The following is a 21496-nucleotide window of genomic DNA, read 5'->3' as shown; positions in this document are numbered from 1 at the left end:
TATAATTGTTTTTATCCTATTTAGAGCTATTAGAATTAACCAGTAACTATAAAAGGCACGTGCTTTTTTAAGGCATAATTTTGCTTTAAAAACTTAGAATTAAGTTTTTTATCTGAAATTGAAATCGCAGCCCCTAATGCCGAACCTAATGAAGCATCTGTTGTGCTTAACTTTTTATCATTAAAATTATGGGATAGTAGTTTTATATAAATATCGTTGTTACTAAATCCACCATCAACATATATGCGAGAAATTTTATCATCACCCAACGCTTCTTTTATGCACTTAATTTGCAACAGCACTAGTTCTGTCATCATTTGATGATAAGCATGTTCATATTTTTCAAAATAGAAATTAGTTGTTTCAGGCATATTTTCATCGGTAATACTTTCCCATTTAAAACAATGCTTAAAATCTTTCATTATCTCTAGGTAGGTATCATAATCGAAACTAACGTTGCGATGATAATCATCATTTACGCCAAAGTGTTTGTCAAGTTTTTCTACCTGTAATTTATATTCATTTCCTAGAAATACGCGTGTTGCCTTTACAGGTCTTCCATTAATGCGCATATAATTTAGTGTATCACTATTATATGCTTCATCTAAAATTTGATCTCCAGCAAAAGGATTAAAAACGATACTCCATGTACCTGTAGAAACTAAAACAAACTTCTTTTTTATACTTCTTACATAAGGTAATAAGGCTGCTGAACTATCATGAATACCAACACCAATTTTTATTCTACTACCATTGTAATTCATGTTTATACTCGTTTCAGTTGAAACTATTGGCGGTAATATCTTATCAATACCTTCCTTATAAACCCAATCATGATAATCTTTTTTACTATAATCCCATAGCGCAGTATGACAACCAATGCTAGTATATTCACTTAAAGGGATTCCTGTAAAAATATAACTTAGATATTGTGGCAGATGTAAAGAATACCTTATTTTAGAAAATATCTCTGGTTTAGTATGCTTTAACCAGTATAATTGCAGCCCAGAGTTAAGCATACTTAAATCGACACAACCCGTAGATTTAAGAAACTCTTCTTTAGGTCCATATTTTTTAAAAAAAGAATTTACAACTTCCTCAGGCAATGGTTTTGTATAATTGTATAGCGGTGTTAATGGTTCTCCATTCTCATCTATATGAACAAAACTAGCGCCGTAAGTTGAAAAATTTATGGCCTCAACATTAAACTCTTTTTTTTCTAAAATACGATCAAACACTTGTTTTAACCATTTTTTCAAAGCTGGAAGATTTTCAGTTGGATGCCCATCTTCGTCTTCTACTTCTTCAAACGAGATATACTCTTTGTGAACTTCTTTAAATTTTTTATCGAATAAAAAGAATTTTTTGTTCGTCTTACCAATATCGAAAACCGCTGTAACTTTTTGTTTCATTGTTATGGTTATAAACCGGTTGCAACTGTATGTTTACCTCTTTCAGTAATTAAAGTATTTCTGATATCTAAATCGCGATATGCGTTAATTGGGCTTAAAGCTCCTCCAGAATTTAAACGTGCTTTTTCTAAAAGGGGTCTAACATCTGTTCTGTAAGCACCCTGTAAAATTTCTTGACATTTTACAACATCGTTATCTATTTGTGCCGCTTTAAGCGCATTTTGATCAATTAACATGGCTTTTGCATAAGCTTCTTGAATGGCTTCTAAAGATTGAATTAAATCTTCCAAAGGGTCTTTAACGTTATGACTTGCATCAATCATCCAAGCTAAATCTGGATTTTGAGGATTGTTTTGCATACCATAAACCAATTCATTAAAAATCAAGAATAAAGCGTAAGGTTTAATACTTCCTACTGTTAAATCATCATCTCCATACTTACTATCATTAAAATGGAATCCACCTAACTTACCTTTTAACTGAAGAATAGAAACGATTTGCTCTATGTTAGAATTCGGTAGGTGATGTCCTAAATCTACTAAAGTGTAAGCTTTATCACCACAACCATTTGCTAACATCAAAGATGCTCCCCAATCTTGAATTACTGTGCTATAAAAATTTGGCTCGTAAGGTTTATATTCTACTAAAAGTTTCCAATCGTCTGGTAAACCTTTATAAATATCTATTAAACTATCCTGTGTGTTTTGAAACGCTGTTTGAAAATTGTTCTGACCTGGAAAACAAGATCCATCAGCCAACCAAACTGTTAACGCTTTGGACCCTAATTTGTCTCCTATTTTAATAACATCTAAATTATGTTGTATGGCTTGCTCTCTTACCGCCTTACTTGTGTTACTTAAAGAACCATACTTATAAGATTCGGCTGCATCTTTTTGATCTTGGAATGTATTAGAATTTACAGCATCAAATTTGATGTTTAAAGCATCTGCTTTTTCTTTAATAGCTGCATAATCAGAAGGTATGTCCCATGGAATGTGCAAAGAAACAGCGCCAGCAGTTTGTGTTAAACTGTGTAAAATACCAATGTCGTCAATTTTCTGCTCAAGACTCGAAGGTTCACCATAAAAAGAGAAACGGCCAAAACGAGTTCCGCCTGCACCTAGCGCCCAACTAGGTATAGCTACTTGAAAGTCTGATAGTTTTGAAACAATGTTAGAAACGTCGTGTCCATCTTTACTTAACTTGTTTGCTAAAAAATCATATCCTTCCTCATGATTTTTTAAGTCCTTTTTGTTGTTTTCGAATACTTGTTCTTGTTGAATTTTCATGTTTTTTTAACCTTTAAAATAAAAGAAACTTCCTTAAAATTGTCTAAATTTTAAGGAAGTTTTCTTTTTAAACTAACTAAACTAATCAAACTATTATTACTTTTATTTATATCTATCTCACAAATGCATTTGCCATTCCTCCGTCAACATTAATAATGTTTCCGGTAGACTTATCAAGAATACCTACAAGAGAAAATACGCCATTTGCAATATCATCAGGTGTAATTATCTCATGCAATAGATTTCTTTTTGCATAAAATGCTGGTAATTCCTCAACTGTAATTCCATTTGCTTTGGCTCTACCTTCTGCCCAAGCACCTTCCCATATCTTACTTCCTACAATAACGCCATCAGGATTTACAGTATTCACTCTTACTTTATCTTTTGCTAATTCAGCAGCTAATAAACGTACCATATGTTGTTGTGCTGCTTTTGCAGTTCCATAAGCTACGTTGTTCGGTCCCGCGACCAATCCATTTTTACTAGCTATGGCTATATAATCTCCACCAAGTCCTTGCTTACGAATTATTGCAGCAAATTGTTTTGCTAAATCGAACTGACCTTTTACCAAGATGTTTTGTAAAATATTCCAATCCTTATCGGTTGTATCCTCTAAAGGTTTGGAAATTGCTAATCCTGCACTATGTACAATTATATCAACACCTCCAAACTCTAAAACGGCTTTCTTATAGGCATTTGCAATAGACTCTGTGTTGGTAACATCACATACCGCATAGGCAGACACATCTCTTGCATAAGTTCCATTGGCTTCAACAAGCGCCTCTTCATTTATATCTGTAAGTACAACGTTTGCACCTTCTGCAGCTAGCTTGTCAGCAATAGCTTTACCGATACCACCACCTGCACCCGTAACCAGTGCTACTTTTCTAGATAACGGCTTTTCTTTAGGCATACGTTGCAACTTTGCTTCTTCTAGTAACCAGTATTCTATATTAAAGGCTTCTTGTCTTGGTAAAGAGGTATATTCTGTAATAGCTTCTGCACCCCGCATTACATTAATTGCATTTATGTAAAACTCACTCGCTACACGTGTAGTTTGTTTGTTTTTTGCAAAACTAAACATACCAACACCTGGATAAATGATTATTACTGGGTTTGCATCACGGATAGCCGGACTATTATCTACTTTGCAAGTATTGTAATAGTCTACATACTCTTGTCTGTAAGCCTCAAAAGCTGGTTCTAATTTTGTTAAAACCGCGTCGGTATCTGATAAATCTTCGTTTTTATCTAAATCTAATACAAGGGGTTGAATCTTAGTTCTTAAGAAGTGATCTGGACAAGATGTTCCCATTGGAGCCAATCTTTCTAAATCATTACTATTAATGTATTCCATAACCACATCAGTATCTGTAAAATGACCTATCATTCTATTTTCAGATGATGCTAAACCTCTTAATAAAGGCATTAATTGAGCTGCTTTTTCAATACGCTCTTCTTTTGCTAAGCTTTCAACTTTTTGTCCGCCAAAAACCTCACCTTGTTCTTTTAGTTTTTGTTCTATGTATTCAGAAGCCATCTCAATAACCTCTAAGCTATTCATGTAACATTCATATGAAGTATCTCCCCAAGTAAATAAACCGTGGCTTCCTAAAACGATACCTCTAATCCCTGGATTATCAGCTAAACACTTTTCCAACTGCAACCCTAAGTCGAACCCTGGCTTTTGCCAAGGTACCCATCCCATGGTGTCTCCCCAAATTTCTTTGGTTACTTTTTCACTATCCTTAGCAGCTGCAACAGCTATTAATGCATCTGGATGTAAATGATCTATATGAGCAAATGGAAGTAAGCCATGTAAAGGTGTATCAATAGAAGGCGCTTTACTGTCAAGATCGTAGATACAATGGTTAAACAAACCAACCATTCTATCTTCATCGTGCAAACCTTGGTAAACATTTTTTAAATTACGTAATCTTCCAGTATATAAACCGGCTATACCAGAACGCGTTAAAGTACCAATGTCTCCACCAGAACCTTTTACCCACATCACCTCAACTTCTTCGTTTGTTAACGGGTCTTTCTCTATGGTTTTACAACTTGTATTACCTCCCCCATAATTGGTTATCCTCAAATCAGCTCCTAGTATATTAGAGCGGTATAGGAATAAATCCACTTGATTATCACCTAGACTATCAGCCTTTTTTTCATCCCAAAGGTAATCTACGTATTTAAAGTTTTTAGTTATGTTTTCCATATTTAATATTGAAATAAGTTTTTTTCCAATCCAAAAATAAAGTAGTACTGGATTATTTCTATCCTGTACTGTACTGCAAAACTTAATATTATCTTAAAATCACATAATTATTAATTTTGGCCTATTAAGAAACCCCAGATTTACCCTAGAGGCAGGCATCTTGTTTATACCTATGGGGACTTATCTTATTATCTGAGTATAAGCAAGACACGCAGGACAGTACAGGACTATTACTAAACTATTTAAAGCTACTTTTACTCTTTGTTTTAAATAGCCACGTGTTTAATTGTTGAAATGATAGTATTTCACAATAATAACGCTCTATAATTTCTTAAGCCCTATTTTTATGATGAAGCACTTTACTTTAGAGCTTTTAATAATTAGTATATCCATTTAAAAGTAACCAACTCATGGAGTTATTCAAGTATATTAAAATAGATGAAGATTCCAGGATACCGAAATACCAACAAATCGTAGACTCAATTATTGATAATATATCAAGAGGTAATCTTAAAATAGACCAAAAAATACCATCAATAAACAGATTTAGTGAAGATTTTTACCTTTCAAGAGATACGGTGGAAAAAGCTTATAGTATTCTTAAGGAAAGAAACATCATTACTGCTATACGAGGAAAAGGCTACTACGTTTCAAGAACAAAACTGATAAAGAAGATAAACATTTTGTTTCTCATCAATAAATTAAGTTGGTACAAGATGGACATCTATTATTCTTTTAGAAACAGTATAGGTCCAAATTCTTACACAGACCTTCATATATACCATTGCGATGAATCCTTGTTTTTAAATTTGCTTAACAAGCATAAAAAAGCATATGATTACTACGTAATAATGCCACATTTTAAAACCAAAGACCATCAGCATACTAGCACAACCGTTCAGGTATCACAAGCTTTAAGCAAAATTCCAAAAAATAAGCTTATAATTTTAGGTAATAAAAAAGTACCTATTAAAAACAACATCATTACTGTTTATGAAGATTATGAAAATGATATTTATGACGCGCTAAAAAATGGTTTAAAAAAAATCTCTGGGTACAAGAAAATTATTCTCATATACCCAAAAAAAACGGTTTTCCCTTATCCAAAACGAATCACGCATGGATTTATGAAATTTTGCGTTGACCATCATTTAGATTTTGACATCATTGATAAAGTTTATAAAGACATGATTCTTATGAATGGCGATTTGTTTATTACAATAGAAGAGGATGATTTGATAAATTTATTAGAGCAAATTAGGGATAAAGAATATATTTTAGGAACAGATGTTGGTATTATTTCTTATAATGATACACCTCTAAAAGCCCTTCTTGGTATTACAGTAATATCCGCCGATTTTAAAACAATGGGAGAAAAAACATCATATATGATTTTAAATGGTGAAAGAGGAAAGTATAAAGTTCCCTTCAATTTTATCGATAGAAACTCTATATAAAGAAGTTTTTTTGTTCATTGTTAAAAATTATGTTATCTATGTTTTAATTATTGTTTATATTGAATTATGGATATCTATAAATTTATAAATATTGACGAAAATTCTAGGGTTCCTAAATACCAGCAAATCGTTGATTCTGTAATAACCAATATATCAAACGGTAATTTTAGTATCGATCAAAAAATACCTTCAATTAATAGATTTAGTGAAGAATTTTATCTTTCAAGAGATACTGTAGAGAAAGCATATAGTATTCTTAAAGATAGAAATATCATCACGTCCATTCGCGGTAAAGGTTTTTATATTTCAAGAACAAAATTAATTTCTAAAGTCAATATTTTGTTCTTAATAAATAAATTAAGTAATTATAAGTTAAGAACATACAACCACTTTATAAACAATATAGGAGCAAATTCTCATACCGTATTACATGTCTATCATTGTGATGAGACCCTATTTCTGAATCTACTGGATAAAAACAAATCAGCTTTTGATTACTATGTTATTATGCCCCATTTTAAAACTGAACAATTAAAACATGTTAGCTTTACAGAAAAAGCATTAAAAACACTGAATAAAATTCCTAAAGAAAAGTTGATAATCTTAGATAATCTTAAAACTAATCTCAAAGGTGTATTGGGAGAGATTTATCAAGATTTTGAAAATGACATATATGAAGCTTTAAATAAAGCAATTAACAAAATAAAGAAATATCAAAAAGTTATATTAACATATCCTGAGAAATCGGTTTATCCATATCCAAGAAGAATTTTGCATGGTTTTAGAAAGTTTTGTGTAGAGCACAAACTAGATTTTGAAATACTAGATAAAATCTACGAGGACATGATTTTAAAGAAAGGAGACCTGTTTATTACCATTGAGGAAGCTGACTTAGTAAATTTAGTTAAACAAGTTAGAGAGGATGAATATAAATTAGGAAGTGATATTGGCATTATTTCTTATAATGAAACACCATTGAAAGAACTATTAGGTATCACCGTTGTTTCTACAGACTTTAAAGCTATGGGCGAAGCCGCTGCAGAAATTATTCTTCATAAGAAAAAAGTTTCTCTCAAGGTACCATTTCATATAATTGAAAGAGATTCTCTGTAGGAAATATGTATTGCAGGTCTTTGCTATATGTAATAATTGATTGTTTTAGAAATTCGTTATTCATAACTTTTGTAATATGCTTTATTGGAATTAGCTACAATTTCCTCATCACCATACCCTAATGTTTCACCTTCCCCAATATAAATACTTTTTAACGATTCATCTTCAGTTAAGGTAATAATTGCAAAAGTCCCTTCAAAGTAAATATCTAATGCTTCATTTTGAAAGATATCATTTTTAGACTGCGTAATCACATACTGAATTAAAGTTTCGGAAGGTGTTTTACTCACAACTTTTAAGCCTTTATAGAGTCCATCTTGCTCAATTTTAGTAACGGATTGAATGGATGGCGTTTCTGTTTCATTATAGGGTTCAAAAACCACTACAAATGGGTTTTTCCATGCCTCACCTTCTTTTCTTATGACTAAGGTTGGTGTTGGTAAACTATCATAAGGCTTTGGAGACTCAAAGGTCATTGGAGCCTTTACTTTTGTATAAGTTCTGTTTTCAAAACCTGGAATATGCAATTGCATAAAAATATCTCCTTCGCTCAACTTTTCTGTATGAAATGTAGCTTTAACATCACCTGTATACGATTTTGATGTTTTTACATCTTGGAAGAAATGCCACCCTGGATGCCTGTAAAGCTTATTGCGTTTCCATGGCAAATCTGCATTCGCCATAAATCTATCAGGGGTTTTTTGAAAATCTAAATCTTTGTTTTCAAAAACCAATTTGTCGCCTATATTATGATATAAATAGTCGTGATATTCGTTTGATAATCTGGATTTTGAACGAAACACATCCACATAATACCCCGTTGTTGGCGAGGTCCTAATTAAAGCCAAGGTCCGTTCTTGTGTAGCTTCAGCCTTATCCCCTTTGTCATCCTCAAAACTGGTTTGACTAAAAGAATGATTGGGAGACACCCCTGTTTTACCAACTTCGGGTTCCATGGAAATCAATTGAATTTTATTAATTTCTAAATCAACCCATCCGCCTTCACCTTGAGAACTCCCGTTTACGATAACCGTATTGTGTGCTGCGAAAATTCTAGAATAGTTTTCATGAAGGTCTACACCATAACGATTTCTGCCATTATCTACACCTAAAACTTGCCCCTCACCATATAATTCAATATTCATACCTTCAGCATGCCCATGCACCATGTGTGCACCACCAACAAAACACATTAAACCATCTTTTGGATTTTTGGTGCTACTTAAATTACGCTGTAAAACAATACCTGCATGATACACTCTATCAGTCCGCGACAAGTCTACATTTGTAGATGCATTATCAAAACTACCATCGTACCAAAATAAAGCCTCAACCCCTTCTCTTTTATATTTCCCTTTATTGATTGCCCTATTAATAAGTGGTGCAAATTTATTTTGAATTTCCGTTAACCCATCCATCTTAGCCACGGCATAGGCATCATCGTAAGCTTCATAAGGCACATGCGCATGCCTGTGTCCATCTCCCCAGCGTACAATTTCATCATTAGGATATACAAAATAATCCAGTCGTGGTAATGCATGTAACACATTGGAGTGCTTTTCTCCCAATTTTAAAGACGGATCGTATTTATTTAGTACCAACATCAATCTTGCTAAAATGGATGTCGTATGATTTAAATATTGAGAGGTTTCTGGCCAGATATCACCTTCATTTTTATAATTTTTAACCATAACGTTTAGCGCATCTTGGTTTTCGGTACTTTCAGTGAAGAAATAGGACAACCACTTTTCTCGATCCGTTTCATCATCCATCGCCAAGGCATTATACACCAAACTTGGCGCTTCTAAAACACTATGATTTGAACCCGATTGCCCGTAATTTACCGTTATGTTTGCATAGGCCTTAAACACTTCCTGAGCATCTTCAAAAGGAAAATTTACGTTTTTGTCTTTAATAATATCAAAAGCTTTTCCTTCTTCTTTTAGATAAGAATGGATAAAATCATAAATCAACGGTAGTCTATACCCGATGACACGAACTTCTCGAAAGCCATCATACGGAAATAACCAACCGCCCCTACCTCTCCAAGTAGATACCTCAGATTGCTGTACTGATTTTAAAAATGAATATAAAATACTGCTTGCCATGTATGCATATTTCTCATCTTGGGTGATGTAGTACATGGTACCACAATCTAAAGCCACTTGCAAATGTGTAATTAAAAGTTCTGCAGGTTTCCAGTCTTCCTCGGTCGCATTATCCAAATTTTCTTGAACACCATTCCGTATATGTGTTGTTTTAACAAATGGCGGAAAATGGTTTTGTTGTTTTTTAGACCAATCAAAAGGTAATTGTTTGATATATACTGACGGGTTTTTGTAAAATTTCGCGAACTCAGCGTCGGTTGTTAATTTTAGCGTATCATAAATGTGTTTAGCCCAAGGTTGGGTACCTATTTTTTCAAGGATTTGATCGCGCTCACTTGATTTTACTAAGATAAAGGGGCGTTCTAATTCCTGACCCTGTATTGGAGCAACTATGAATAGGATTACAAACAAAAAAGTAACTTTTATTTTCATTTTTTGTAAATTTTAAAATTCTTATAAATTGAAGAACGCGTGTACATTTGGCGTAAACCTATTCTACCCGATTCAATTGGAGCAATATTTGAAATATCCCACTCAAAATACTCTGCTTGATCTTCATGCTCCATTTTAAAACTTAATTTTTCTGCAGTTTTTACGGCCGTGATATGATAGGTTTTCCCCGTTTTAAAAAGCCCTTGCATATCATATGAAGGTTTAACTATGATACTATTAAAAGGCTTATCATCTGGTTTTGGGTAGCGACGCACACGAATATAGTGCAAACCATCTCCTTTATTGCCAAAAGCCGAATAACTAATATGAAAGGCATTCATATTTTCAAAATACAGCTTCATTTTAGGAACCTCTCGCAAGTGCTTCCATTTAGATATGTCTTTTTCATAGACACCCTCTTCATCACCAGAAGCTTGAATATAAAGAATATTTACATACTTATTGGCGTCATCGGTTTTAATGTAATCAAACTCAATTTTTACATCTCCTGAAAACGATTCCTTGGTCCATAAAACCGCATGATGTGCGTCATTTTTGGCTTCGGGGCCTGCTTTAAAATGCATGCCTTCTTTGGTGTGTTCCACAGTTCCTACCAAACCATCCAGCGTCCATTGTTCTGTCCAATCTTTGGTACAATCATCCTCAAAAGTTAATTTCCAATCATCTTGAGTATCGCTGCTATTTTGATTAAGAGGCTTGTTTGTTTTGCAAGAAACTACATGGACTAAAAACACTAATAAGAATACATTCCACTTCATAATCACTATTTACTTAGGAAATCTTTTCCCCATTTTTCTCTAATCTCAACAGCAAGTTGATTTACAGTGTCTTGATATTCTGGTTTTTCAGCGAGATTATCCAATTCTAAAGGATCAGTTTTATGGTCAAACAGCATACGAGCATAAGCTATTCCATCATCTTTAATCCATTCTGTATAAAACAAATCGCCTCTAATTAAGGTCACCATATCTTTAAATTTCGATACGGCCCAATCCTTTTTTGGCGTTTGTCCATTAATTACAGGTATAAAACTTTGCCCTTCAACAGTTTCAGGGCTATCTAATCCAACCAATTCAGCTAAACTTGGATAAATATCAATATATTCGATTATGGCATCAGTTTGTTGCCCTTTTGTTTTACCGGGTACTTTTATGATTAAAGGCGTTCTAAGTGCTGTTTCAAAAGTGACGTGCTTGCACCATAGCTTATGGTCGCCCAGATTCCATCCATGGTCGCCCCATAAAACAACGATGGTATCGTCTTCCAGTTCTAAACGTTTTAATTCATCCAGAACTAAACCAATTTGTGCATCCACATAGCTAACACAGGCATAGTAACCATGAATCAATTCTCTAGCCATAGCTTCTGGAATATCGCCTTTTTTAGGGATATCATGATATTTACGCAGTTCCCCAAATTTATGAAAGGCCTCTTTAGGCGTAGATTTTGGTTGTATGTAGCTTTCAGGAAGTTCAATAGTACGTCTATCGTACAAATCCCAATACTTTTTTGGTGCATTGAATGGTAAATGCGGCTTCATAAAACCGAGTGCGAGAAAAAATGGTTGGTTTGCTTCTTTTAGTTTTTGTAGGTCTTCTATCCCTTTTTTGGCAATTTTACCATCAAAATAAGCATCATCTTCAACAGTTACATTTTCAAAAGGTGGTCCATAGCTTGTAGCTAGTGCTTGTTTTGCACTTTCAGATAATTGATAGTCTCTAACATTTCCTTCAGGAAACCATCTTGAATCCCATGATTCCATGTCGTCTTTACCATTATGATAAATTTTTCCATTTGAAATGGTGGCATATCCATTTTGCTTTAATAATAAAGGTAACGATATCGCATCTGGAGCATCTATGTCCTTCTCTGTTCTAGCATCAATAAATCGATGACGTGTTGGTCTTATACCCGTAAGCAAGCTCGCTCGTGAAGCACCACAAACGGGCACGTTACAATAGGCTTTGTTAAACACCAAACTTTCACTGGCCAATTTATCTAGATTGGGAGATTGTATATGATTGGCACCGTAAAAATTTAATTCCGGACGTAAATCGTCAACGGCAATAAACAAGATGTTTTTAGGTTTGGTTTCTTGGGCTACTTCGGTAGTCTTCTTTTCATCTTTACAAGATGTAAAAACTACGAGACAACTTATTATTAATATGAAAATTTTATTCATGTTATGATAATTTTACCAGTGTTCAATTATAGTATGGTCCTCAATTGTCAATGTATTTTTCATTGCATCTTGAATTTTGCGTCTTTTTGTATCCATATCCAATCTAAATCCTTTTCCACTTTTTGCAATTAATAATGGCATATTACCAACCGATTCATCTAAAAAATCACCTTGAGATTTCATCCATGCAAATAAATCGGTTCTTAATTGCTCTTTAATGGATTGCAGTTCTGGGTTATCAATTAGATTTCCCCTTTCAAAAGGGTCGTTTTCTAAATCGTATAATTCTTCAAAACGTTCATTTTCATGAGCTTCAGCACCTCGTTTTATAAAGAAATCTACATTTGGTTTTCCAGTTAAATTCTTATCCACAACCTCTACCGAATTGAAATTCCTGATGTATTTATAACGCTGATTGCGTATCATACGTGACGGAAACACTTCTGAAAATAAAATATTTTGATTGGTTCTTACGCCATAAACATAATCGTTTATCTTGACGTCCTTACCTTGAAACAATGGTAAAAAACTGCTCCCATCCATATCTTCAGGGGCTTTCCCTCCTGCCATTTCCATAAAGGTTGGCAACACATCTGTATAATGAATTAATTGATTTGAGGTAGTTCCTGCTTTTATCATTTTAGGCCAACGGGCTACAAATGGCACCTTTAGACCCAAATCTTTAACGGTAAATTTCCCAGATACACCGTGGTCTGCACTGTAAATAAATAAGGTATTATCATCCAAATAGTTATCTACATACCCTAAAACAGTTTCTAATTGGGTGTTATCTTCTTCAATGCTTCTGTAATACCCTGCTTTTTTCTTTATGTAATCAGTATCCTCTTTTTTGTTGGCATTAAAAGGATAAAACTTAATATCTCTGGCTTTTGGATTTTCTACATTAAAATATGTGGCATGCGGATACGCTGATGTAATAAACATACAGAAAGGGCCTTTGGTTGTTTTCAAATAGTTTTCAATACTATCTAATGGAATATATGGTCTTGGAACATCCTTTCTATACACTGGATGCCATTCTCTGTCCCAATTGTAAACATGTCCAGGCTTCACATGACTTTTACCTGCCAAAATTACCTCATACCCCAAGTTTTTCATGTGTGCGGTTACGCTTTTAACATCAGGTTTTGTTGCTGTGTGATTTGCAAAACAACCGTTTTTTAATGGGTATTTACCCGTAAATAATTGCGACCTACTTGGTGCACAAATAGCCTGTGCCGTAAAGGCATTCGTAAACATCATACCTTCTCTTGCGAGTCTATCTACTCCCGCAGTATTCACCTTATCGTTACCATAACAACCATAATCATACACGTCTTGGTCATCTGCTAAATAGAAAATAATATTAGGTTGAGTATTATCGTTTTGAGTATTATTTTGTCCAGAAGCAGTTTGTGAATCTTTGCTTTTACAAGATGCTAAACTGATAATTGTAATACATAGTAAAGATAAAATTGAAAGGTTTTTATTCTTAATTTTAGTTTTCATTACTTGTTCTCGCTTTTTGCTCCACAAAATAAGGTTGAAAAGTATATTTAGACGCGTCATCCCAATTGGCGTTGTCTTTTGGCAAATACCCTTTTAGTTCTTCTACTTTTTCAGCATATTTGGCATTAGTCGCTTCATTAGTCCATTCATTTGGGTCGGAACGATGGTCGTAAAACTCTTCTTTACCATCCTCATATTGAATGTACCTATAACCATTCATTTTAATAGCATGGTTATTCATTCCAAAAGTTGTAATAGCTCGTGCCTCATTGAGACCTTCATCATTTTGCATCATAGTAACCAAACTATTGCCTTCATTTCTCTCATAAGCAGGTAATTCACTCAGCTCTAATAATGTTGGATAAATAGATAACATCTCTACTGGTGCATCAATCTTCTTCCCTTTTGGCAAGTTCGGTCCTGCAAATAGTAATGGCGCTTTTGTAGCGGTTTCCCAAAGGGCATGTTTTGCAAAAGTTCCTTTTTCTCCTAATCGATAGCCGTGGTCGGACCATAAAACAATTACAGTATTGTCGGCATATTCACTATTTTCTAAAGCATCTAAAACACGACCTAATTCATAATCTACAAAACTTATACAAGCCAAATATGCCTGTACAATTTTTTTCCACTCCCCACTTTCTTTGGCCCATTCTGTAGATGGCATCATAGGCAAATCGTTAATTTTCATACCTACAGGAGGAATATCATTTAAATCATCAGACTTGTAAGGCGGTGTTTCAATAGCTTCTAAAGGATATAAATCGAACCATTTTTGAGGCACGTATAAAGGTACGTGTACACGTAAAAATCCAAGACCCAAAAAGAACGGTTTATCGTAATCTCTTTGCAAACGCTCTATTGCCCAATTTACAGAGGCATGGTCTGGCATTAATGTATCGTTTTCTGGAAAAGCACCCCAATCTGTACTTGTTTTACCATGAATGCCTTTAATACCTTTACCTCTACCATCCCAAACAAAACGTTTTTCTGGCAATGGTCCAAAACCTTTGATGCGTCCTCCGGATTCATTAAACACACTATCAGGCGCATGGATATGAAACAACTTCCCTATACCCATAGTGTGATAACCGTTATTTCCAAAATATTCAGGAAGAAACGTTATATCTTTTGTTGCAGGATTGCCATCTCGACGGACTTCATTGTCTGGCGCCATTCCATAAATACCAGTAGTTGATGGGCGCAAACCAGTCATAATTGATGCTCTCGATGGTCCACAAAGTGGCGCTTGAACATGAGCATTGGTAAACGTAACTCCCATGTTGGCCAACCTATCAAAATTTGGTGTTTTTACATTTGAAAAGTTATCGATGGGTCCAATCATATTGTTTAAATCATCAACTGCTATAAATAAAACATTTGGCTTCGACGTTTCATCTACTACTACATTCTTTTTTTCATTATTACACGAAAAAAAGAATGTCAATACTACCAATAATATCAAGTGTGTTTTATTCATAATAAAAGCTTTTTATTCAGCCCTAAACGTGGTAATTTTATCCTGTAAATCTTTTACAATATCTGGGTTTGCTTCTGCAATGTTATTTTTCTCGAATGGATCTTCTTCAATATTAAAGAGTTGTACCACTTCGTCTTTCTTTCTAACAGGGTTTGGAACAATAATTTTATACGGCGGGAAAATCGCCATATTATAAAACATACTATTTTCAATGGTATCAAAATCATGTGCATATACTTCTCCAAAAACACCTTTACGTTCGGTTAATGCTTTTTCATCCAACACACTTACACCTGGTAAATTATCTGGTTTTTCAATACCTAAAACATCCAGTACCGTTGGCACCATATCGATACTGCTTGTTATTGTACTTTTATCCATTTTAGGTGTGATTTTCCCTTTCCACTTGTACATGATTGGTGTACGTATACCCATGTCATAAGGGGCACGCTTAGAATGTTTTAAATACCCACTTTTTTCAGGATTTTGCGCCCAACCGTTATCGCATACATATACAAAAAGTGTGTTTTCTGTTAAGCCTTTTTCTTCAAACATGTCAAATAATTGTCCACAAGTTTCATCAAACCACTCACACATCGCCCAATACTTTGCTAAATACTCTGAGTCTGTTTTCTTTTGATACTTTTCAAATAAGCGTTGCGGAGGATTATGGGGCCTGTGTGGCAAAAATGGCGCATACCATAAAAAGAACGGTTTCTTTTCTTTTAATGCCAAATCCACATAGCTGTTAATCGTATCTAAGCCCTTTCTACCTATTTCCAAGCCATAATCACCATGCCTTCCACCACGTGTTGGATCTCCATGGGTCATACCATAATCGAAACCACCAATTTTATGGTTACCATGCCACCATTTACCTGTTTGAAAAGACAAATAGCCTCTCTCTTTTAACATATCTGGAAGTGTCGTTTTCTTTTCAAAAGCAGAAATAACAGGTTTATAGGCTTCTGCCCTTTCTTTTCCACGGATATTTCCACGGTCGTAGACCTTATCATTTCCTAAAATGCCATGGTCTTTAGGATATAAGCCTGTGATGATTGTTGCCAAAGAAGGCGAACATAATGGCGTTGGCACATAGGATTGTGTGAAGGTTAAACTTTCTTTTGCAAATTGATCTATACGCGGTGTTTCAATATTTTCATCTCCCATAAAACTATAATCTGTCCAAGATTGGTCATCAGACAAAATAAATACAATGTTCGGGGTTTCATTTGTCTTATCAGATTCTTGGGTTTTGGCTTCTGATGTTTTGGTTTTATTTCCGCAGGAGAAACATATTAGTAATAATACAATATAACCTAGTTTGTTCAATTTGTTCATCGTTGTTCCTTAATTGTTTTGTTATTTATTATTTTTTAAAACTTTAGTTTCTGTTTGTAAACGTTGTATTGGCCCATTATCCCCTAACAAATACATTTTTCTAAAATCTGAACCTTCTTCTTTTTCTGCTACAATAAGTCTCGCGTCAGGATGTGGATTATCAATAAGTGAAGAAATTACAAAACCTGAATTTTTTCGACTTAAAAAAACAGTATTCTTTTTGAACGTTTTTCCACCATCAGAACTATCCCATCTGCTAATTTCCCCTACATCTTCTTGCGTTTTGCTTTCTAAATACATGCTTACTTCTGAGGCAGATTTTACTTCAATATCTGCATCACCTTTAGGTAAATTATTGGTATTACCTTGTAACCATTCTTGTCCATCCCATCTAAAATGCTGTATGCGCTTAGGACCACTTCTTTTAGCACCTATGTCTGGACCAACCATTACACCTACTTGAGGATTCCCATTGGAATCTATATCCGCTATAGCTTGAAATGTCCAATCATTGGGTATTTGCTTAACCAAAGTTTTTTCGTCTGCCATTTCTTTGGTTAAAGGCATTGCTAAAGGTTCGTTTTTAGTATTTTTCCAGACACCTGTTTTTGTATCAAAAAGCATATAATATAGGTTGTGCCGTTCTGGAATATGCCCACGTGCATCTTGCGCATTTTTATTGTCTCTACAAATATGGTAATCAAATGCTACAATAATATCGTCCCCATTACCTTTGCTAACCCATGGATACCATGAATCTTCTGCTTCAATATCTGTTCTTCTTTTATGCTTTAAAAAGGAAACTGGCTCATCAAATGTTTTGCCATTATCAGTTGATTTTTGATACACCCAATTACTCCTATGTGCGCCATGGCGATAAAACAAATAGATATCACCATTATCCATTTTTATAAACTGACTGTAGGTTCCAAATAATGAAATATTATCAAGTGTTTCCCATTCAGAAATATCTAAAGGCTTTTTAGAAACCGCATGTAAATTTTTTCCATAATGATGATTTCCTAATGGGTTTTTACCATCATCGGGTGTTCCTCCATGCCCTCCAAAAGCTATATGAATATAGTCAGCATCATCAATAAGAATAGCTGGTTTCCCATGATTGTCTATTTTCTTTTTACGGTTTGGGTCTTTTCCCATTTCACTAACGCCCACTTTAAATGGGCCTTTCCACTCTTTGGTAGTATGATTGTATGAAGCCACATAAGGATCTTCCAAAGTGCCCTGGTAGGCAAGGTAAGTAATCCCTTTGTGATACACCCCTGATGGATGTTGCACAATAGCCACTGCATTTCCGAAACCATTGTCAGCAAAATAATCTACCATTTCGCTACCGGCGTCGATTGTCTTTTGTTCTTTGGCTTTATTGGCACAACCCAACAAACAAAAACAAATCATAAAATTTATAACTAAACATTTATTCATTATTACTTTCTAGTTTTACAGTATCAAAAAATATAATTTTTACAGGTCCTAGTAGACCAGACTTTAGCAAATCATCATTCTTGCTATAATGATTCCAACTGGCAAATGTTGTTCTTTTTGATGGCCGTTCAGTATTATTTAGTAACCAATCTGGAAGTGGTTTTGCGCGTTTACCTTGTCTTGGATAATCTAATTTTAGTTTTTCGTCACCAATCAACCGATTAGTCCATAAATTGGTCACCTTAACTTCTAAGGTATTCTTCCCTTCTTTCACAAACTCATCAATGTTTACTCTGAAAGGAGCCTTCCATAAAGTTACAACATTTTTACCGTTCACACTTACTTCTGCAATTACAGATACACTTCCTAAATCTAAGGTTAACCTTTTATTAGGTTGTATCATCTCTTCGGATAACACAAACTCTTTTTTATAAGATGCTGTTCCTGAAAAATGTTGAATCGCTTCGTCTTGCACATCGGTCCACGAAATCAAATTAGGAAATGTTTCTTCTTTTAAGTTTTCTGGTGTTAAAGAAAAAGTAACCTCCCAATTACTTGATAAGTCTATTGGTTGTGGAACAGATGTCACCTCTGCCGTTTTTGTTGCTCCTGATGCCATTCTGTAATTTATCTTTCCTGTATAAGGTGTTTTCCATTTTATGGCATCATTTTTAAATTCTAATTTTGGTTTTGCTACGTCTTTAGATAATTTTAAAAACTGTCCTTTTGGAATAAACATGGTGCGTTCTTGTCCATCAGTTTTGTAAGTGACTTTTAGAACGATTTTATCGCCTCTAGGAATTTTATTATCAATGAATCGATTTGACACCAAAATATCATAAGTTCCCGAGCTTACTATGTTTTGTATTTTATCAGTAACATCAAAAGTTTTATAATGTTGAGGAATACCAGTAGTTTCTCCTTTAAATTTTCCAAATACTGCCTTTAAAACTTTTAGCGATTTATTTCCTGCATCAATATGAATATGCTCCCGTTCTTCGGCATAAATCTGCTTTTTGGTATCACCTATTTGGTATTCCATTCGAAATTCTTTTTTATAGCCCATTGCAGGGTCGCAATCACAAAAAGCTCTGCTCATTTTAAAATCTAAAGTGCCATTTTTAATAGCCTTATTTACTTTATCTGTAATATCAATTAAGCCCTCTTGTAAAAACGTACCGTATTCTGCTTTTACAATTTCTAGATTTGAAAGAGGCTCTACTTGAGAAGGTTCTAATTCTGTTGAAACTTCTACTATATGATTCTGATTCACAGGCTTTTTGAAGATTACAAAAACTGATTCCTCCATTCCTAAAGATAACGGAACTGTTGTTGTTCCATCTTCGTTTTCTTTATAAACTACCACATCTTTTATAGTTCCCTTTTCTGAGTTCCATAGTTCTGGTTGCTTTCCTACAACTCTAAAACGAGCGGTAATTTCTCTGGCTTCTTTTCTAGCATTCGCTATAAAATAAATATCGGCATCTGCTGTTTTTCTGTGAATAAAACTCAAATCAGAATTATCACTACTTTCAATTTTAAAATCTGGTGTTGTATCGCTTAGGGCTTCTTCAATATTCATGTCTTTTACCAAATCACTTCCCCATAATTCATCAATATAAGTTGTAACGGCATCATCACAGTTTGGATAATTGGTTAAACTTGGCGATTGCATCGGTTTTTTTCCAATTACTTTTACGCCACCATCAACCAGTTCTTTTACTTTTTGAAGTGTTTCTGGTTTTATAAAGTTTGATTCTGGTAAGACTAAAAGCTTATATTTATTACCTACAGAAGAATAAATCGTTCCGTTTTTAACGGTTAGGTCCTTTACTTTATTCGCTCCAATCAAATCGTAATCAAAACCCATGGCTTTAATTTCAGGTTTAATGAAGCCTGTATTTGGCGATGATTCTCCTGTAAACACTAAAACATCGGCCACATTTTTACCTTGTTGTAATAAATATTGTGAGCGCGCTATGTAATCCATATACCCCTTACTTTGTTTCCACCAAGTGTTTAATCGGTTAAAATCAAAACCGTGATAACTTAAGGCCAAACCAGGTGCGATATCCCAAGGTTGATGCACATAGGTATGAAAAATGAATCGCGTAATGCCTTCTGCCCAAGCACGGTCTCCAATTGATTTTATATCTGCTGGGTGTTTGTCCCAACCACCAATGCCGGTAAAAGACTCTGCGCCAACAATAGCACTGCCATTTAAATGCGCTATAGATGACACAAATTTAGGCGAATCGAAAAACGGATAACCGCCACTCCAAAATTCACACATAACAATATCGCCTTGAGCACCAACTTGCATATTATCAAAAGGTCCCCAATAGGGTTCTACAGAAAATTTCAACTTGTTTTTATGACATAATTCTCCAAAATGCCCATAATAATTCTCTGCGATTAAGTCGCCAATAGTTCTTCTAAAATCCCAAAGAAATCGTTCTGAAACTTCTCCACTTTCCACATAATAGCCTGCTAAAGTTGGTAAATACGCTGTTAAATCATAACCTCTTAAACTTTCAAACTGCATATCGAAACCAGTGGTCCAATTGGTAGTTTCTACTTCGTAACTATCAATTAAACAATTGTTAACGGTTGTACCTACTAAATCTCCCAATTTATCAATAATGGGTTGTACACCAGCTTCCCAATAGGCATCTAGGGCTTTTTTACTCATTTTATCCACCTCTAAACCTTTGGCTTCTGGTGGTGCTGGCCTATTGGTTGTTCCAATTGGTGTATGCCCTAATCGTAAAATAACCCAATCGCCTTGAGGTACTTCCCAATTTAAAATCCCATCATCAGATAATTTTGAAGTTAGATTGATAATGGCTTCTTTTTGGATAATAGCTTCTTTTGAAATTGCTTTAGTATCAGGTAATAAATGATTTCGAATGCGTTCGGAAAGTATTTTATAATCTAAACCATCAATTTTTATAGATTGCTTAGGTTTTGGAAAAGCTAAAATGGCAATATCTTTATAATACTCAAATTTAGTTTTGGGTTTTGGTAATGTTTGATTTATTGTGTTTCCGCCTTCAACCTTAAGCTCACTAAACACCACCGTCTGCATCGCATGTTCTTCAGTAACCCAAGGCCCTCCAGAAGACGACCAACCTGCGCTGTTATGAAATGCCATTTCTAAGCCCAAACGTTGTGCTTCTTCCGCAGAAAATTTAAACAAGTCCAGCCATTCTTCACTTAAATACTTTACAGCGCCTTGAGGAAAACCTAAGTGTACGTTGAATAGTTGTGCTTCTTGAATACCCACTGCTTTCATCGCTTCTAAGTCTTTGGTAATTCCAGATTTAGAAACATTACCGCTTATCCAGTGCCACCAAGTTCTGGCTTTGGCTTGGTTTGGTGGATTCTTAAACCCTTCTTCTAAAGTTACGGTTTGTTTCTCTTTTTCTAAAGATTGATTACTACACCCAAAACATAAAAAGAGCATCACTAAAATGGCTAATTTTTTCATT

General features: G+C 34.5%; 13 protein-coding genes. 2 read left to right on the top strand and 11 right to left on the bottom strand.

The genetic code is table 11. From position 1 onward, the window contains the following. Positions 1-35 precede the first annotated feature (35 nt). The 3 genes from AC1B0Z_RS16280 to AC1B0Z_RS16270 all read right to left on the bottom strand — a co-directional run bounded on the left by AC1B0Z_RS16280 (position 36) and on the right by AC1B0Z_RS16270 (position 4919). Positions 36-1412 (bottom strand): FGGY-family carbohydrate kinase, encoded by a 1377-nt coding sequence (locus AC1B0Z_RS16280; RefSeq protein ID WP_483793300.1) that lies wholly within the window; start codon positions 1410-1412, stop codon positions 36-38. 8 nt (positions 1413-1420) lie between these two features. Further along, a complete protein-coding gene (locus AC1B0Z_RS16275) occupies positions 1421-2701 on the bottom strand; it encodes a sugar isomerase (RefSeq protein WP_483793299.1) in 1281 nt (426 codons plus the stop codon). A 112-nt stretch (positions 2702-2813) separates the two neighbouring features. Continuing rightward, a complete protein-coding gene (locus AC1B0Z_RS16270; RefSeq protein WP_483793297.1) occupies positions 2814-4919 on the bottom strand; it encodes a bifunctional aldolase/short-chain dehydrogenase in 2106 nt (701 codons plus the stop codon). Positions 4920-5329: 410 nt separating this feature from the next. Here AC1B0Z_RS16270 and AC1B0Z_RS16265 point away from each other — a divergent pair, with 410 nt between their 5' ends. Further along, positions 5330-6376, top strand: coding sequence for a GntR family transcriptional regulator (locus tag AC1B0Z_RS16265; RefSeq protein WP_483793296.1), 1047 nt, complete (start codon positions 5330-5332; stop codon positions 6374-6376). A gap of 66 nt (positions 6377-6442) precedes the next feature. Further along, complete coding sequence (locus tag AC1B0Z_RS16260) at positions 6443-7489, top strand: GntR family transcriptional regulator (RefSeq protein WP_483793294.1); 1047 nt, start codon at positions 6443-6445, stop codon at positions 7487-7489. 56 nt (positions 7490-7545) lie between these two features. On the opposite strand, the gene AC1B0Z_RS16255 is transcribed toward AC1B0Z_RS16260, so the two are convergent. The 8 genes from AC1B0Z_RS16255 to AC1B0Z_RS16220 are packed head-to-tail and all read right to left on the bottom strand — an operon-like array spanning position 7546 to position 21495. Further along, positions 7546-10029, bottom strand: coding sequence for an endo-acting ulvan lysase-like protein (locus AC1B0Z_RS16255; RefSeq protein ID WP_483793293.1), 2484 nt, complete (start codon positions 10027-10029; stop codon positions 7546-7548). Beyond that, positions 10026-10808: a DUF1961 family protein gene (locus AC1B0Z_RS16250; protein ID WP_483793291.1), complete on the bottom strand. Its 783-nt coding sequence runs from the start codon at positions 10806-10808 to the stop codon at positions 10026-10028. The genes AC1B0Z_RS16255 and AC1B0Z_RS16250 overlap by 4 nt, the downstream gene beginning before the upstream one ends. 5 nt (positions 10809-10813) lie before the next feature. Next, the gene (locus AC1B0Z_RS16245; protein ID WP_483793289.1) at positions 10814-12232 is read right to left on the bottom strand and encodes a sulfatase; all 1419 of its coding nucleotides are present in this window, start codon (positions 12230-12232) and stop codon (positions 10814-10816) included. A gap of 12 nt (positions 12233-12244) precedes the next feature. Beyond that, entirely contained in the window at positions 12245-13741 is a 1497-nt protein-coding gene (locus AC1B0Z_RS16240; RefSeq protein WP_483793288.1) for a sulfatase family protein, read from the bottom strand. Next, complete coding sequence (locus AC1B0Z_RS16235; protein WP_483793286.1) at positions 13731-15221, bottom strand: sulfatase; 1491 nt, start codon at positions 15219-15221, stop codon at positions 13731-13733. The genes AC1B0Z_RS16240 and AC1B0Z_RS16235 overlap by 11 nt, the downstream gene beginning before the upstream one ends. A 12-nt stretch (positions 15222-15233) precedes the next feature. Beyond that, complete coding sequence (locus AC1B0Z_RS16230; protein WP_483793284.1) at positions 15234-16562, bottom strand: sulfatase-like hydrolase/transferase; 1329 nt, start codon at positions 16560-16562, stop codon at positions 15234-15236. A gap of 21 nt (positions 16563-16583) precedes the next feature. Beyond that, a complete protein-coding gene (locus AC1B0Z_RS16225) occupies positions 16584-18005 on the bottom strand; it encodes a BNR-4 repeat-containing protein (protein WP_483793282.1) in 1422 nt (473 codons plus the stop codon). After that, positions 17998-21495 (bottom strand): glycosyl hydrolase, encoded by a 3498-nt coding sequence (locus AC1B0Z_RS16220; protein ID WP_483793281.1) that lies wholly within the window; start codon positions 21493-21495, stop codon positions 17998-18000. Before AC1B0Z_RS16220 ends, AC1B0Z_RS16225 begins: the two co-directional genes overlap by 8 nt. Between the last annotated feature and the right edge of the window lies 1 nt (position 21496).

It is taken from the genome of Hyunsoonleella sp. J2K-J805 (assembly GCF_057167125.1).
Note: the sequence above shows the minus strand (reverse complement) of the source record. Positions and strands in the feature narration are given on the sequence as shown.

Coding starts and splice junctions, on each gene's coding strand:
- AC1B0Z_RS16280 (WP_483793300.1), bottom strand. CDS start 1,412: ATGAAACAAAAAGTTACAGCGGTTTTCGATATTGGTAAGACGAACAAA.
- AC1B0Z_RS16275 (WP_483793299.1), bottom strand. CDS start 2,701: ATGAAAATTCAACAAGAACAAGTATTCGAAAACAACAAAAAGGACTTA.
- AC1B0Z_RS16270 (WP_483793297.1), bottom strand. CDS start 4,919: ATGGAAAACATAACTAAAAACTTTAAATACGTAGATTACCTTTGGGAT.
- AC1B0Z_RS16265 (WP_483793296.1), top strand. CDS start 5,330: ATGGAGTTATTCAAGTATATTAAAATAGATGAAGATTCCAGGATACCG.
- AC1B0Z_RS16260 (WP_483793294.1), top strand. CDS start 6,443: ATGGATATCTATAAATTTATAAATATTGACGAAAATTCTAGGGTTCCT.
- AC1B0Z_RS16255 (WP_483793293.1), bottom strand. CDS start 10,029: ATGAAAATAAAAGTTACTTTTTTGTTTGTAATCCTATTCATAGTTGCT.
- AC1B0Z_RS16250 (WP_483793291.1), bottom strand. CDS start 10,808: ATGAAGTGGAATGTATTCTTATTAGTGTTTTTAGTCCATGTAGTTTCT.
- AC1B0Z_RS16245 (WP_483793289.1), bottom strand. CDS start 12,232: ATGAATAAAATTTTCATATTAATAATAAGTTGTCTCGTAGTTTTTACA.
- AC1B0Z_RS16240 (WP_483793288.1), bottom strand. CDS start 13,741: ATGAAAACTAAAATTAAGAATAAAAACCTTTCAATTTTATCTTTACTA.
- AC1B0Z_RS16235 (WP_483793286.1), bottom strand. CDS start 15,221: ATGAATAAAACACACTTGATATTATTGGTAGTATTGACATTCTTTTTT.
- AC1B0Z_RS16230 (WP_483793284.1), bottom strand. CDS start 16,562: ATGAACAAATTGAACAAACTAGGTTATATTGTATTATTACTAATATGT.
- AC1B0Z_RS16225 (WP_483793282.1), bottom strand. CDS start 18,005: ATGAATAAATGTTTAGTTATAAATTTTATGATTTGTTTTTGTTTGTTG.
- AC1B0Z_RS16220 (WP_483793281.1), bottom strand. CDS start 21,495: ATGAAAAAATTAGCCATTTTAGTGATGCTCTTTTTATGTTTTGGGTGT.